This window comes from Ectopseudomonas guguanensis (assembly GCF_900104265.1).
In the GTDB taxonomy this organism is placed as follows: Bacteria; Pseudomonadota; Gammaproteobacteria; order Pseudomonadales; family Pseudomonadaceae; genus Aquipseudomonas; species Aquipseudomonas guguanensis.
Genome location: NZ_FNJJ01000005.1, coordinates 90,950 through 105,388 on the forward strand (window position 1 = coordinate 90,950; position 14,439 = coordinate 105,388).

The following is a 14,439-nucleotide window of genomic DNA, read 5'->3' on the forward strand; positions in this document are numbered from 1 at the left end:
AAGGAGTTGTCCCATGCGTCAGAAGCCCACGGTGCTCGCCCGTGAAATAGTCGCCAGCAGTCGCCTGTTCCGCGTCGAGGAACTGCAGCTGCGCTTCTCCAATGGGGTCGAGCGTACCTACGAACGCCTGGTGGGCAAGGGCGCCGGCTACGGCGCGGTGATGGTGGTGGCCATGCTCGATGCCGAGCACGCGGTGCTGGTGGAGGAATACTGCGGCGGCACCGACGACTACCAGCTGTCGCTGCCCAAGGGGCTGATCGAACCGGGCGAGGACGTGCTGGTGGCGGCCAATCGCGAGCTCAAGGAGGAGGCGGGGTTCGGCGCACATGAGCTGGAGTACATCACCGAGCTGAGCCTTTCGCCCGGTTACATGAGCCAGAAGATCCAGGTGGTGCTGGCGCGCGATCTGTACGAGGAGCGCCTGCCCGGCGACGAGCCGGAGCCGATGCGGGTCGACCGCATCAACCTGCGCGAGTTGTCCAGCCTGGCCCAGCACGCCCAGTTCAGCGAGGGCCGCGCCCTGGCCGCGCTGTACCTGGTGCGTGACCTGCTGAGTCAGCGCGGGGAGTTCGTGCAGTGAGTCATCCCCATATTCCCCGGGTGATCGAGCTGGTACGTGCCGCAGGTGCGGCGACCCTGCCGTACTGGCGCAGCGACCTGGCCGTGACGGAGAAGGCCGATGCCTCGCCGGTCACCGCTGCCGACCTGGCCGCCCACCATATCCTGCTCGATGGCCTGCGCGCGCTGGCGCCGGATGTGCCGGTGCTGTCGGAAGAGGCCGCCGACATTCCGCTGGCCGAACGCGCGGCCTGGACGCGCTGGTGGCTGGTCGATCCGCTCGATGGCACCAAGGAATTTATCGCCGGTTCCGAGGAGTTCACCGTCAATGTCGCGCTGATCGAGCGTGGCCGCGTGGTCTTCGGCGTGGTCGGCATTCCGGCCAATGGCCGTTGCTATTACGGCGGTGCCGGCCTGGGCGCCTGGCGCAGCGAAGCGCCGGGCGATGAGCGGCCGATCAACGTGCGTCTGGCGCCGGCGCAGGGCTTTACCCTGGTGGCCAGCAAGCGCCATTCGAGTCCGGCGCAGGAGCGCTTGCTCGGTGAGCTGGTCGCGCGCTTCGGCGAGCCGGCGCTGGCCAATATCGGCAGTTCGCTGAAGTTCTGTCTGCTGGCCGAGGGCAATGCCGACTGCTACCCGCGCCTTGCGCCCACCTCGCAGTGGGACACCGCCGCGGCGCAGGGCGTGCTGGAAGGGGCGGGCGGCGCAGTGCTGAATCTGGCTGGCGAAGTGCTGACCTACGAGGCGCGCGAATCCTTTCTAAACCCTTCGTTCCTGGCCTTGCCGGCGGCCGCCGAGTGGCGTGGCGAGCTGATCGAATTGGCGAGGACGTTGTAGGGTGCGCTGTGCGCACCGATGACGAGGCGGATTTGCTGGTGCGCACGGCGCACCCTACGGATTGTGTAGGGCGGTTGCCGTGCTGAGCCTCAATCGAGCATATCGCTGTAGCGCTCGTCCTTCCTGAACACCAGCGGTTGGTCGAAACCCGGCACCTTGATCTCTTCAGTGGTGATGGAGATCGCCTGGTCGTCGATCATGTCGTTGCCGAAGTTGTAGATGATGTCCAGCTTGCCCTGCAGCGCCTGCTGGTCGTAGGCAGCTGCGGCGGCGCGGGTGGCTTCGCGGCGGGCCAGGTAGGCGTCGAAGGCGGCCTGGCCGTGGCGCTTGCGCAGCATGCGCTCGACCACGTGCGGGGCCAGCACCAGGGCGCTGGCGTTGTTGCCGCCAAAACCCTTGGAGTTGATGAAGGCCACGTCCAGTGCCTGCTCACCCACCTTGCGATCGACGGTGGACAGGCTCAGGTGCTCCTGATGCACGTCGCCGGCGACCGCGTCGATGGTCTTCAGGCCCGGCACGATGCCGTACTTGAAGGCGCCGAGGGCGGCGATCACCTGGTCGCCGCTGGCGGTGGCCAGGGAGTGGCCGACGAAGGCCTTCACCGCCGTGACCGGCCACTGCTCGATGCCGAAGGCCGCCGCGACGCGGTCGAGAATCTCCGACTCGGTGACGCGGTTGGCCGGGGTGCTGGAGCCATGGGCATGGACGAAGCTGCGGCTGCGTACGGCATCCAGGCCGAGCAGTTGCACGGCGCTGGCCACGGCCTTGGCCACGGTCAGGTAGTTGCCCGGGCCGGGAGCGGAGATGGACTTCTTGAAACCGTCGGCATTGATGAACACGTCCGGCACCGCGCCGTGAATGTCGGCACCCAACTCCAGCGCAAGCTCGTCGTCCATCAGCACCACGAACTGGCAGGCTTCGGCCAGGGTGAAGCCGCAGTTGTCGCCGAACGGGCGGCTGGCGCGGCGGAAGTCCACCTCGTCCTTGCCCTCGATCTGGCGCAGGCCTTCCTCGGTGGCCAGCGCGCCCATGGCGCCGTAACCCTCGATGCACTCCTGGTTGATCGGCGCCTCGCTGCTGCCGACGATGACCACGCGCGCCTTGCCCGAGGCGATCTGCTCGATGCCCTTCTGCAGGTTGTAGAGGAAGGTGGCGCAGGCACCGGTGATGCTGCCGGTGGTGCCGACGCTGCCGAGCACGTAGGCGTTGATGAAGTCGGCCGGCATGGTGTTCAGGCCCAGGGCCAGTTGCTTGGCGGTTACGCGGCCGCCCTTGAGGCGCGACTGCATCATGCCGCCGAAGCCGTTCTCGTCGAGCTGGCTCATGATGCAGCTGGCGAACACGGCGATCTCGTCCGGGGCGACATGTTGAACGATGCGCTGCCAGTCGATGCCCACCGAACGCAGCGCGTCGGTGACGCCGACCACGGTCATGGCCAGGCCGCGCGGATGGAAACGCGAGTTGTACAGCTCGCTCGGCTCGAAACCGGTGGGCAACTGGCCGGCGGACTTCACCGCCAGCGGGCGGTAGCTGTCGACCTTGAATTCGCAGCTGTCGTGCAAGGTGACGCGCACTTCATTGCTGTCGAGCTCTTCTACCGACCAGTTGGCCGGCAGTGGCTCGGGCAGTTGTTTGCGCTGGGTGATGAAGCTCAGGTTGGCGCCATTGGCGGGGGCGACGCCGATGCTCTTCTGCCAGTGGGCGGCGTCCGGGTCCAGATGCTGCTTCTCGATGCGGCGCACCAGGGTGCCTGCGAGAATGTCCTTGGCGTAGCGGCTTTCGATGTCGGCCAGGCTCAGCGGCTGGCCATCCTGATCGCGGTACTGGCCATCGACCACGCGTACCAGCTTCATCATCTGCGCCAGCCCGGCCAGGGTTTCCTGGCGTGCCTGAGGCTCCAGCGACTCCTGCACGGTACGACGGAAACCGTGGTGGAAGGAGCTGCGCCCGGCTGCGTTGTAACCCCCAAAACCCACGATCACAGGTAAGCGCGACATAACTCAAAAGCTCCTGAACAAGGCCAGCGCGACGCCAGGCCGGCGCCATTGGGCGCGAGCGGAGTCATAGGGCGGTGGCGTTTGGAAATATTCGGCTGCCTAACCTGACGTGGATCATGACTGTCGAGTCACTCATTCGTCCAATGTCGTGGCGAGTGCAAGGCGTGTCGCGGGTGGGAAGGTCGTTAGCGGGTAGGGTGCGCCGTGCGCACCGCTGCCCTCAGAGGTTGGTGCGCACGGCGCACCCTACGGGACAGCGTATTTCGCTGGCGAGCCCGCCGGCTGGCGGGCTCGAAGGGCTCAGCCCTGGTAGCTGATATGCCCGTCGACCAGGGTGTAGCGCACCGCGCCGGGCAGGCAATGGCCGATGAACGGGCAGTTGCTGCCCTTGGAGTACCACTGCTCGCCGGCGACGGTGGAAGCCTCTGCATCGAACAGCACGATATCGGCGGCGCTGCCGACGCCCAGGCCGCCGGCCGGCAGGCGCAGGGCCGCGGCCGGGCCGCTGGACAGGCGCGCGAGCAGTGTCGACAGATTGAGCAGGCCGTCCTGTACCAGGCTCATGGCCAGCGGCAGCAGCAACTGCACGCTGCTGATGCCTGGCTCGGTGGCGGCGAAGGGCGCCAGCTTGGCGTCGCGCTCGTGCGGCTGGTGGTGGCTGGCGATGGCCGTGATCACCCCGGCCTTCACCGCCTCGCGCAGGCCGTCGCGATCAAAGCGCGAACGCAGCGGCGGCTGCACGTGGTAGAGGCTGGAGAAATCGATCAGCGCCTCATCGGTGAGGATCAGCTGGTACAGCGCCACATCGGCGGTTACCGGCAGGCCGCGGGCCTGAGCATTGGCGATCAGTTCGGCGCCGCGGGCGCTGGTGATCTGGCTGAAGTGCGCGCGCACGCCGCTCTGTTCCACCAGCAGCAGGTCGCGGGCCAGGGCCACGGTCTCGGCGGTTTCCGGAATGCCGGCCAGGCCGAGGAAGCTGGCGGTCGGGCCTTCATGCGCCAGGCCGCCTTCGGCCAGGTCGGCATCCTGCGAGTGGAAGATCACCTGCAGGTCGAAGGTGGCCGCGTATTCCAGCGCGCGGCGCAGGGTGCGGGCGCTGCGGAAGTTGTCCAGGCCGTTGCCGAAGGCGACGCAGCCGGCATCGCGCAGGGCGACCAGCTCGGCCAGCTGCTCGCCGGCGAGATTCTTGCTCAGTGCTCCGATGGGGAAGACCTTGGTGTGCCCGGCTTCGCGGGCGCGATCGAGGATCAGCTCGGCCACCGCCGGAGTGTCCAGCACCGGCTTGGTCAGCGGCGGGCAGCACAGGCTGGTGACGCCGCCGGCCGCGGCGGCCAGGGTTTCCGTGGCGATGCTGCCCTTGCGGCTGTAGCCGGGCTCGCGCAGGGCCACGGACAGGTCGACCAGGCCGGGGGCGGCGATCAGGCCCTGGGCGTCGAGCGTCTTGTCGGCAGTGAAACCGGCCGGGGCCTGGCCGATGGCGGTCAGCTTGCCGCCGTCGATATAGAGGTCGGCGACCCGGTCCAGGCCGCTGGCCGGGTCGATCACGCGGGCGCCGAGGATTGCGGTACGCATCAGTTGGCCTCCTCGGCGTTGAGTTGACGTTGGGCGTTCTGCCCGCTCATGGCCATGGACAGCACGGCCATGCGGATGGCGATGCCGTAGGTGACCTGGTTGAGGATCACCGACTGCGGGCCGTCAGCCACCGCCGATTCGATCTCCACGCCGCGGTTGATCGGGCCCGGATGCATCACCAGGGCATCGGGCTTGGCCAGTTTCAGGCGCTGCTCGGTGAGGCCGAACAGGCGGTAGAACTCGCCCTCGCTGGGCAGCAGGCCGCCCTGCATGCGCTCACGCTGCAGGCGCAGCATGATCACCACGTCGACATCCTTGAGGCCTTCGTTGGCATCGGTGAACACGCGCACGCCGTAGCTTTCCTCCAGGCCGATGGGCAGCAGGGTCTTCGGCGCGATCACGCGGATATCCGGGCAACCCAGGGTCTTCAAGGCCAGCATGTTCGAGCGCGCCACCCGCGAGTGCAGGATGTCGCCGACGATGGCCACCGAGAGCTTGTCGAAGTCGCCCTTGTGGCGGCGGATGGTGAGCATGTCGAGCATGCCCTGGGTCGGGTGCGCGTGACGGCCGTCGCCGCCGTTGATGATCGCCAGGTTCGGGCACACGTGCTCGGCGATGAAGTGCGCGGCGCCGGAGTCGGCATGGCGCACGACGAAGATGTCGGCGGCCATGGCCTCGAGGTTGCGCAGGGTGTCGAACAGCGTCTCGCCCTTGCTGGTCGAGCTGGTCGACACGTTGAGGCTGATGACGTCGGCCGACAGGCGCTGGGCGGCCAGTTCGAAGGTGGTACGGGTGCGCGTGGAGTTCTCGAAGAACACGTTGCACACGGTCTTGCCGCGCAGCAGCGGGACTTTCTTTACCGCGCGCGCGCCGACTTCGAGGAAGGAGTCGGCGGTGTCGAGGATTTCGGTCAACAGCTCGCGGGGCAGGCCGTCGAGTGAGAGGAAGTGACGCAGCTGACCTTGGTCGTTCAGCTGCAGCGGGCGCTTGGCGGCGAGTGGCGTCATCGCGGGGAGTCTCAGTTGGCGAGCGTCTGGAGTTCGAGGGTCAGCGGCGTGGGGCCGGACAATTTTACCCGCTCGTTGGCCGCCAGCGACAGGGTAGCGCCGACCACGTCGGGGCGGATCGGCAACTCGCGGGCATTCAGGTCGAGCAGGCTGACCAGGGTCACGCTGGCCGGGCGGCCGTAGTCGAACAGCTCGTTCAGCGCAGCGCGGATGGTGCGCCCGCTCATCAGTACATCGTCGATCAGCACCAGGTGCTGGCCTTCGATCTCGAACGGCAGTTCGGACGGTTGTACCTGCGGGTGCAGGCCGTTCTGGGTGAAATCGTCGCGGTAGAAGGAGACATCGAGGATGCCCAGGGCGTCATCGCGTCCCAGCACCTGCAGCAGGGCCTGGGCGACCCAGACGCCGCCGGTGCGGATGCCGATGAAGCGCGGCTCGCTGATCTGGCGTTGGTTCAGATGCTGGGTCAGGGCGCTGGCCATGGCCGGCAGCAGGTCGTTGGGGTTCGGTAGCATGGCGAAACTCCTTGGTGCGGGCCGACTCGCTCAGCCCGGACAGTTTTCCTCTAGCCAGCCTTGTAGCAAAAGGGCGGCAGCAATGGCATCGACGGGGCGCTCGCGGTAGCCGCCGCTCTGGCCTTCGCGCAGGCGCTGGCCCTTGGCCTCGAAGGTGGTCAGGCGTTCGTCGTGGGTATAGGCCGGCAGGTTGAAGCGGCCATTGAGGCGGCGGGCGAACTTCTCGGCGCGGGCGCTCATCTCGCTGGGCGTGCCGTCCATGTTCAGCGGCAGACCGACCACCACGGCGTCCGGCTGCCATTCCTTGATCAGTGCCTCGACGCGGCTCCAGTCCGGCACGCCGTTCTGCGCCTTGAGCACGCACAGCTCGCGGGCCTGGCCGGTGATTACCTGGCCGACGGCGACGCCGATCTGCTTGGTGCCATAGTCGAAGCCCAGTAGCAGGCGCAGTGGCTTGTCGCTCATCAGGCGTGCCCGACCTGCGAGGTGAGCAGGCTGAGGTTGACCCCCAGGCGTGCTGCCGCGGCATTAAGGCGCTGATCGAAGGGCAAGTCGAAGAGAATGGCGCTGTCGGCCGGGCAGGTCAGCCAGGCGTTGTCGGCCAGCTCCGCCTCCAGCTGCCCGGCCTCCCAGCCGGCGTAGCCAAGGGCGATCAGGTACTTGTCCGGGCCAATGCTGTCGGCGATGGCGAACAGCACGTCCTGCGAGGTGGACAGGCCCAGCTCGCCCAGCTCCAGGGTCGCCTGGAACTGCATGCCAGCCGGATGCAGGACAAAGCCGCGGTCGGTCTGTACCGGGCCGCCGGCGAAGATCGGCAGGCTGTGGCACAGCGCTGCCGGCTCTTCCTCGGGGCGCAGCTGCTCCATCACGTCGGCCAGGCTGAGGCCATTGGGCTTGTTGATCACCAGGCCCATCGCACCCTGCTCATTGTGTTCGACCAGGTAGGTGACGGTCTGCGCGAAGTTCGGATCGGCCATGTGCGGCATGGCGATCAGGAAGTGATGCTTGAGCGAGATGGGGGCTGAATTCTTCATGGCGCCTAGTTTGGAGCGACAAGCCTCGGGCTACAAGCCATCCCGTAGGATGCGCCGTGCGCACCGGCCAATGCTGTCGCTTGAAAAATGGTGCGCACGGCGCACCCTACGTCGGGCCAGTGCCGTTGTCGCTAGTTGCTCGAAAGCCGATCGCCGCGTTCGAAGCGCCAGGTGCGGATGATTTCCAGGCGGTCGATATCGGCCAGGTCGCCGGTGAAGGGGGCGTAGGGCGCGGCCAGGCGCACGATGCGTTGCGCGGCCTGGTCGAGCACCGGCTGGCCGGAGGACTCGAGCACCTGGACTTCATAAAGGCTGCCATCACGGTTGATCGACACCAGCAGGCGCAGGCTGCCGTAGATGCGCTGGCGGCGGGCATCGTCGGGGTAGTTGAGGTTGCCGATGCGCTCGACCTTCTTGCGCCACTCGTCCTTGTACCAGGCACCCTTGTCGCGCATGGTCGAGGCGGCGTTGAGGCGGTGGATCTTCGGGCGCTTGGCGTAGGCCTGGACCTCCTGCGCCAGTTCGGCCTCCAGGCTGGCGATCTCCGCCGACAGCTGAGTGGCGTCGAACACCGGGGCCGGGCGCGTTTCCGCAACCGGTTTGCTTTCCTCGCGTTTGACCGGTGTTTTCTGCTGCTGCGGCGCGCGGGTGGCGACCGCGGCCTTGGGCGCTTCCTGCCGGGTGGCAGGCTGCTGCGGAGTGGCGGGCGGCGTGACCTTGCGCACCTCGCTGTCCTGGAAGGGCGCCTGTTCGGTGGTCTTCGGCGCGGCGGCATGTTCCAGCGTACCGCTGCCCTGCTGGTTGTCCTGCGCCAGGAAGTCCGCCTCCTTGGGCTTTTCCTCGCTCTTGAAGGTAGACAGGGTGATTTCCAGCGTCTTGCTGATTTCCGGCGGCGACTCCAGGGTGAAGCCGACGCCGAGGATCAGCGCCACGTGCAATGCGGCAGCGAGAAACAGGGTGAACCCCAGGCGATCCGCCGGTCGGACGGTGGCGGAGGACATGGTCGGTGGGGTGGCTGCTGCGTTCATCGTGTTTCGGGTCTGCGTTCGAATGGGGCGCAGTCTGCCGGGTAGCGGTGGGCGCCTGCAAGTTGCAGGCGCCAGGCTGCCACCTGCGTCAAGCTTTTGCTCCGCGCTTGCTGGCGATGCAGTCCATCAGGCGTTCGCCGATGCGGGTATCGAAGGCCGCATCGATCTCGCGGATGCAGGTTGGGCTGGTGACGTTGATTTCGGTCAGGTGATCACCGATCACGTCCAGTCCGACGAAGATCAATCCCTTTTCGCGTAGGGTCGGGCCGACGGCCGCGGCAATCTCGCGATCGCGCTCGGTCAGCGGCCTGGCCTCGCCGCGCCCGCCGGCCGCCAGGTTGCCGCGGGTTTCTCCGGCGGCGGGAATGCGTGCCAGGCAGTAGGGTATCGGCTCTCCGTCTATCATCAGGATGCGCTTGTCGCCGTCCTTGATGGCGGGCAGGTAGGCCTGCACCATGATCTGCTGCTGGCCGTGCAGGGTCAGGGTTTCCAGAATCACCGAGAGATTGGGGTCGCCTGCGCGGTGGCGAAAGATCTGCGAGCCGCCCATGCCATCAAGGGGTTTGAGAATGATGTCACGGTGCTCATCGGCAAACTGGCGCACAATGTCGGGGCGCCGACTGACCAGGGTCGGTGGTGTGTATTGGGGAAACTGGGTGGCGAAGAACTTTTCATTGCAGTCGCGCAGGCTCTGCGGCCGATTGACCACCAGTACGCCATCGCGCTCCGCCTGCTCGAGCAGGTAGGTGGAGTAGACGAACTCGTTATCGAAGGGCGGATCCTTGCGCATCAGGATCACGTCCAGTTCGGCGAGCGGCGTGTCCTGTTCCATGCCAAGGGTGAACCAGCGCTGCGGATCGTTGAACACTTCCAGCGGGCGCATGCGGGCGCGAGCCTGGCCGCGAACCTGATACAGATCCTGCTGCTCCATGTAGAGCAGCGACCAGCCGCGTGCTTGAGCGGCCAGCAACATGGCCAGCGAGCTGTCCTTCTTGAAGGAAATGCTGGCAATCGGATCCATGACGATCCCGAGACGAAGGCTCATGGGGGTAACTCTCCGCGAGATAAGAGGGTAGAGGCCGGGTTGGCCATGCCGTAAGAAGCTGTCAGGGTGGCGTTGGCCGGGGCCTTGGTCAAGGGTTGGCGCTGCCCCGGCGGGCTTATAGATTGCATCTGGAGAGTGTGCTAAAAAGGCCCGACGATTGGGTCAAGCCCCATCGGCGACTGGGCCTCAGGCATACTGATAACGCGAATATAACGACTCACCGAGGCGATGGTAGGGCGAACATGGAACAGCATTCCGAGGGTTTGAAAGTGATGGTGATCGACGACTCGAAAACGATTCGTCGCACCGCCGAAACTCTGCTGAAAAAAGTGGGTTGTGACGTCATCACCGCGGTCGATGGCTTCGATGCCCTGGCCAAGATTGCCGACACTCACCCCAGCATCATCTTTGTCGACATCATGATGCCGCGTCTCGACGGGTATCAGACCTGTGCCCTGATCAAGAACAACAGTGCCTTCAAATCCACCCCGGTGATCATGCTGTCCTCCAAGGACGGCCTGTTCGACAAGGCCAAGGGTCGTATCGTCGGCTCCGATCAATACCTGACCAAGCCCTTCAGCAAGGAAGAGCTGCTCGGTGCGATCAAAGCCCACGTGCCGGACTTCACCCCGGTGGAACAAGCCTCCTGACGTAGCGGCCTTGCGGCCCCCGCGTCTCTTCTGCATTGGGAAACACCATGGCTCGAATTCTGATTGTTGATGACTCCCCGACCGAGATGTACAAGCTGACCGCCATGCTGGAAAAGCACGGTCACCAGGTACTGAAAGCGGAAAACGGCGCCGACGGCGTGGCCCTGGCCCGTCAGGAGAAGCCGGACGCGGTCCTGATGGATATCGTCATGCCCGGCCTCAATGGCTTCCAGGCGACTCGTCAACTGACCAAGGACGCCGAAACCAGCCACATCCCGGTGATCATCGTCACCACCAAGGATCAGGAAACCGACAAGGTCTGGGGCAAGCGCCAGGGCGCCAAGGATTACCTGACCAAGCCGGTCGACGAAGAAACCTTGCTGAAAACCCTCAATGCGGTGCTGGCCGGCTGATGCCGTGCCGTCCGCGTATTAGATAAGAAGAAGGCCACGGCTGGTATGTCGGACGCGCAGACTCCCTTCCAGATTCTCCTCGAGATCGACCAGCGTTGCCGAGCCCTGGCGGCCGGCCTGCCGTCGCAGCAGGCGGCGGTGCAGACCTGGAGCGGTATCGGCTTTCGCATGGGCGAGCGCTTCTTCGTCGCGCCGATGGGGGAGGTGGGGGAGGTGCTGCACGAGCCGCGCTATACCCTGCTGCCGGGTGTGAAGGGCTGGGTCAAGGGGGTGGCCAACGTGCGTGGCCGCCTGTTGCCGATCATGGACCTGTGCGGGTTCTTCGGTAATGAACTTTCGCCGTTGCGCAAGCTGCGGCGTGTCCTGGTGGTCGACCATCAGGAAATCTTCGCCGGCCTGACGGTCGACGAAGTCTTCGGTATGCAGCATTTCCCCGTGGATGCCTTCTCAGAACAATTGCCGCCCCTCGAGGCGAGCATTGCGCCGTTCATCCACGGTGTCTTTCAACGGGAACAGCCCTGGTTGGTGTTCAGCCCGCATGCGCTGGCGGCCGATCCGGGCTTTCTCGATGTTGCCTATTAGCAGGCTGTTTGAAGGCGTAGGCGAGGCAGGCAAGACAAGGCGAAAGTCGGCGGACAGTGCAGCTCATGGCAGTAGATGAGCGAACTCAAGGCACTTTCGAGGCAGGATTGCCAGAGCAGGCGGTCGTTGCAGAGCCTGCGGATTTTTCGGTTGGGTCGGTTCTTCCGACCTTTTGGCGTTACATGGGAACCCTAGTGCGGTCGGTCCAGGCGGGGGCCAGATGATGAAAAAACTCAATGCAGGCAATTTGTTGGCGGGGGCACGCAGCAGTACGCTGATCGCAGCGCTGTTCGTCGTGCTTATCGTTTCCATCGTGCTGTTGTTCGCGAACTTCGCCTACATCAACACCCAGTCCAGCTACGATACCGAGTACATCGGCCACTCCGGTGAGCTGCGCGTACTGTCCCAGCGTATCGCCAAGGATGCCACCGAAGCGGCAGCGGGTACCGCCGCGGCCTTCGGCCTGTTGCGCGAAGCCCGCAACGACTTCCAGCAGCGCTGGGGTTATCTGACCGATGGCGATGCCAGCACCGGCCTGCCGCCGGCGCCGGCAGCCGTGCAGGCGCAGATGGCCGCGGTGCAGCAGGACTGGGATGCGCTGCGGCAGAACACCGACGCCATTCTCGCCAGCGAGCAGACCGTACTGTCGCTGCACCAGGTAGCCGCCACCCTGGCGGAAACCATTCCGCAGCTGCAGGTCGAGTACGAAGAGGTGGTCGACATCCTGCTGGAGAGCGGTGCGCCGGCAGCCCAGGTTTCCGTGGCCCAGCGTCAGTCGCTGCTGGCCGAACGTATCCTCGGCTCGGTGAACAAGGTACTGGCCGGTGACGAGGATTCGGTGCAGGCCGCCGACATGTTCGGCCGCGACGCCAGCCTGTTCGGCCGTGTACTGGCCGCCATGCTCGAAGGCAACGCGGCGATGGAGATCAGCCAGGTGACCGACGAGGAAGCCCTCGAGCGTCTGGCGGAGATTTCCGAGCTGTTCGAATTCGTATCCGGTTCGGTGGACGAGATTCTCGAAACCTCGCCGGAACTGTTCCAGGTGCGTGAATCGGCGAACGCCATCTTCACCGTGTCGCAGACCCTGCTGGACAAGGCCTCGCAACTGGCTAACGGCTTCGACGATCTGGCCTCGGGGCGTGCGCTGAACACCCTGTTCGGTTACGTGCTGGGCGCCCTGGCGCTGGGCTCGATCATCCTCATCGGCCTGGTGATGGTGCGTGAGACCAACCGCCGACTGGCCGAAACCGCCGAGAAGAACGAACGTAACCAGGCGGCGATTCTGCGTCTGCTCGATGAAATCGCCGACCTCGCCGACGGTGACCTGACCGTGGCCGCGACGGTAACCGAAGATTTCACCGGTGCCATCGCCGACTCCATCAACTACTCCATCGACCAGCTGCGCGACCTGGTAGCCACCATCAACCTGACCGCCGTTCAGGTAGCCGGTGCGGCCCAGGAAACCCAGGCCACGGCGATGCACCTGGCGGAAGCGTCCGAGCACCAGGCGCAGGAAATTGCCGGCGCCTCCGCGGCGATCAACGAAATGGCCGTGTCGATTGACCAGGTATCGGCGAACGCCTCGGAATCCTCTGCGGTAGCGGAACGCTCCGTAGCCATCGCCAACAAGGGCAACGAAGTCGTACACAACACCATCACCGGCATGGATAACATCCGTGAGCAGATCCAGGACACCTCGAAGCGGATCAAGCGCCTCGGTGAATCGTCCCAGGAGATCGGTGACATCGTTAGCCTGATCAACGACATTGCCGACCAGACCAACATCCTCGCACTGAACGCCGCGATCCAGGCGTCCATGGCCGGTGATGCGGGCCGCGGCTTCGCCGTGGTAGCGGACGAGGTACAACGCCTCGCAGAACGTTCCTCGGCGGCGACCAAGCAGATCGAGGCGCTGGTGAAGACCATTCAGACCGACACCAACGAAGCCGTTATCTCCATGGAGCAGACGACCTCCGAAGTGGTGCGCGGTGCCCGCCTGGCGCAGGACGCGGGTGTGGCACTGGAAGAGATCGAGAAGGTATCGAAGACCCTCGCGGCCCTCATCCAGAACATTTCCAACGCGGCCCGTCAGCAGGCCTCTTCGGCCGGCCACATTTCCAACACCATGAACGTGATCCAGGAGATCACCTCGCAGACGTCCTCGGGTACCACCGCCACCGCCAAGAGCATTGGTAACCTGGCCAAGATGGCCAGCGAGATGCGCAAGTCGGTGTCCGGCTTCACCCTGCCAGACGCCTGATAAAGGAGCGCGGTGGCTGGCTGCAGCCACTGCAACACAGCCATGACCCAGGGCGAAGGTATGCAGTCAGCGGGCGTGTGGGCATTGCGCCCGGTGACCGATATGTCGCAAGCCGATTTCCACGACTGGCAGACGCTGCTCGAGGCGCGTACCGGCGTGGTGATCAGCGAGCAGCGGCGCGCCTTTCTGCAAACCAACCTGAGCGCGCGCATGCGCGAACTGGGCGTGGCGGATTACGCCAGCTACTACCGCCAGGTTACCGATGGCCCGCGTGGCGCGGTGGAGTGGTCGACCCTGCTGGATCGACTGACCGTGCAGGAAACCCGTTTCTTCCGTCATCCGCCTTCCTTCGAGGTGCTCTCGCAGTACCTGCAGGAGCGGCTGGCAGCGGGTCTGGGCAAACCCTGGGAACTGTGGAGCGTGGGTTGCTCCAGTGGTGAAGAACCCTACTCGCTGGCGATTCTGGCCGCCGAGACCCTGCAGGGCAGCGAATTGCCCGAGCACTTCGCGGTGACCGGTACGGACATCAGCCAGGGTGCGCTGAGCAAGGCACGCGAGGCCTGCTACTCGGCGCGGCGCCTGGAGCAGGTGAGCGATGAGCTGCGCGAGCGCTACTTCATCGCGCAGGCCGATGGACGTTTCAAGGTGGTACCGAGCCTGGCGGCGCGCGTGTGCTGCGCCAAGCTCAATGTGCTGGAACTGGCCAAGGCGCCGATGTCCGGCATGGATGTGATTTTCTGTCAGAACTTGCTGATCTATTTCCGCCGCTGGCGTCGCCGCGACATCCTCAACCGCCTGGCCGAGAGCCTGGCGCCGGGTGGCCTGCTGGTCGTGGGCGTGGGCGAAGTAGCCGGTTGGCAGCACCCGCAACTGGTGCCGGTGGCCGACGAGCGAGTTCTGGCGTTTACCCGCAAGGGATAAGGCCAAGTTTATGAGTGGAG

At 65.4% G+C, this 14,439-nt stretch carries 15 protein-coding genes; 7 read left to right on the plus strand and 8 right to left on the minus strand.

Going from position 1 to position 14,439, the window contains the following annotated elements; genetic code table 11:
• Positions 1–13: 13 nt before the first annotated feature.
• Both nudE and cysQ read left to right on the plus strand, forming a co-directional pair.
• Entirely contained in the window at positions 14–580 is a 567-nt protein-coding gene (gene nudE / locus BLS61_RS09145; RefSeq protein ID WP_090430062.1) for an ADP compounds hydrolase NudE, read from the plus strand.
• Complete coding sequence (gene cysQ, locus BLS61_RS09150; protein WP_090430064.1) at positions 577–1,395, plus strand: 3'(2'),5'-bisphosphate nucleotidase CysQ; 819 nt, start codon at positions 577–579, stop codon at positions 1,393–1,395. The genes nudE and cysQ overlap by 4 nt, the downstream gene beginning before the upstream one ends.
• Positions 1,396–1,484: 89 nt before the next feature.
• Here the strand turns inward: cysQ and BLS61_RS09155 are convergent, their stop codons facing one another.
• From BLS61_RS09155 to gshB, 8 genes are all read right to left on the minus strand, one after another.
• Positions 1,485–3,392: a beta-ketoacyl synthase gene (locus BLS61_RS09155; protein WP_090430066.1), complete on the minus strand. Its 1,908-nt coding sequence runs from the start codon at positions 3,390–3,392 to the stop codon at positions 1,485–1,487.
• Positions 3,393–3,692: 300 nt separating this feature from the next.
• Entirely contained in the window at positions 3,693–4,964 is a 1,272-nt protein-coding gene (locus BLS61_RS09160) for a dihydroorotase (protein ID WP_090430068.1), read from the minus strand.
• Positions 4,964–5,971: an aspartate carbamoyltransferase catalytic subunit gene (locus tag BLS61_RS09165; RefSeq protein WP_090430070.1), complete on the minus strand. Its 1,008-nt coding sequence runs from the start codon at positions 5,969–5,971 to the stop codon at positions 4,964–4,966. The genes BLS61_RS09160 and BLS61_RS09165 overlap by 1 nt, the downstream gene beginning before the upstream one ends.
• An 11-nt stretch (positions 5,972–5,982) precedes the next feature.
• Positions 5,983–6,486, minus strand: a complete 504-nt coding sequence (pyrR, locus tag BLS61_RS09170) for a bifunctional pyr operon transcriptional regulator/uracil phosphoribosyltransferase PyrR (RefSeq protein ID WP_090430072.1) — start codon at positions 6,484–6,486, stop codon at positions 5,983–5,985.
• Positions 6,487–6,516: 30 nt separating this feature from the next.
• Complete coding sequence (gene ruvX / locus BLS61_RS09175; RefSeq protein WP_090430074.1) at positions 6,517–6,954, minus strand: Holliday junction resolvase RuvX; 438 nt, start codon at positions 6,952–6,954, stop codon at positions 6,517–6,519.
• A complete protein-coding gene (locus tag BLS61_RS09180) occupies positions 6,951–7,520 on the minus strand; it encodes a YqgE/AlgH family protein (protein WP_090430075.1) in 570 nt (189 codons plus the stop codon). Before BLS61_RS09180 ends, ruvX begins: the two co-directional genes overlap by 4 nt.
• A gap of 131 nt (positions 7,521–7,651) precedes the next feature.
• Positions 7,652–8,548 carry an energy transducer TonB gene (locus BLS61_RS09185; RefSeq protein WP_090430077.1) on the minus strand — a complete coding sequence of 299 codons (897 nt, stop codon included), beginning with the start codon at positions 8,546–8,548 and terminating at the stop codon, positions 7,652–7,654.
• 88 nt (positions 8,549–8,636) lie between these two features.
• The gene (gshB, locus tag BLS61_RS09190; RefSeq protein ID WP_090430080.1) at positions 8,637–9,593 is read right to left on the minus strand and encodes a glutathione synthase; all 957 of its coding nucleotides are present in this window, start codon (positions 9,591–9,593) and stop codon (positions 8,637–8,639) included.
• Positions 9,594–9,835: 242 nt separating this feature from the next.
• Between gshB and pilG the strand changes: the two genes are divergently transcribed.
• From pilG to BLS61_RS09215, 5 genes are all read left to right on the plus strand, one after another.
• The gene (gene pilG / locus BLS61_RS09195) at positions 9,836–10,243 is read left to right on the plus strand and encodes a twitching motility response regulator PilG (protein WP_003458788.1); all 408 of its coding nucleotides are present in this window, start codon (positions 9,836–9,838) and stop codon (positions 10,241–10,243) included.
• Positions 10,244–10,290: 47 nt separating this feature from the next.
• Entirely contained in the window at positions 10,291–10,656 is a 366-nt protein-coding gene (pilH, locus tag BLS61_RS09200) for a twitching motility response regulator PilH (RefSeq protein ID WP_004373130.1), read from the plus strand.
• Between the two features lie 45 nt (positions 10,657–10,701).
• A complete protein-coding gene (locus BLS61_RS09205; RefSeq protein WP_090430082.1) occupies positions 10,702–11,238 on the plus strand; it encodes a chemotaxis protein CheW in 537 nt (178 codons plus the stop codon).
• Positions 11,239–11,461: 223 nt separating this feature from the next.
• The gene (locus BLS61_RS09210; RefSeq protein ID WP_090430407.1) at positions 11,462–13,498 is read left to right on the plus strand and encodes a methyl-accepting chemotaxis protein; all 2,037 of its coding nucleotides are present in this window, start codon (positions 11,462–11,464) and stop codon (positions 13,496–13,498) included.
• A gap of 60 nt (positions 13,499–13,558) precedes the next feature.
• On the plus strand, positions 13,559–14,419 hold the full coding sequence (locus BLS61_RS09215; protein WP_090430410.1) for a protein-glutamate O-methyltransferase: 861 nt from the start codon (positions 13,559–13,561) through the stop codon (positions 14,417–14,419).
• Positions 14,420–14,439: the final 20 nt, after the last annotated feature.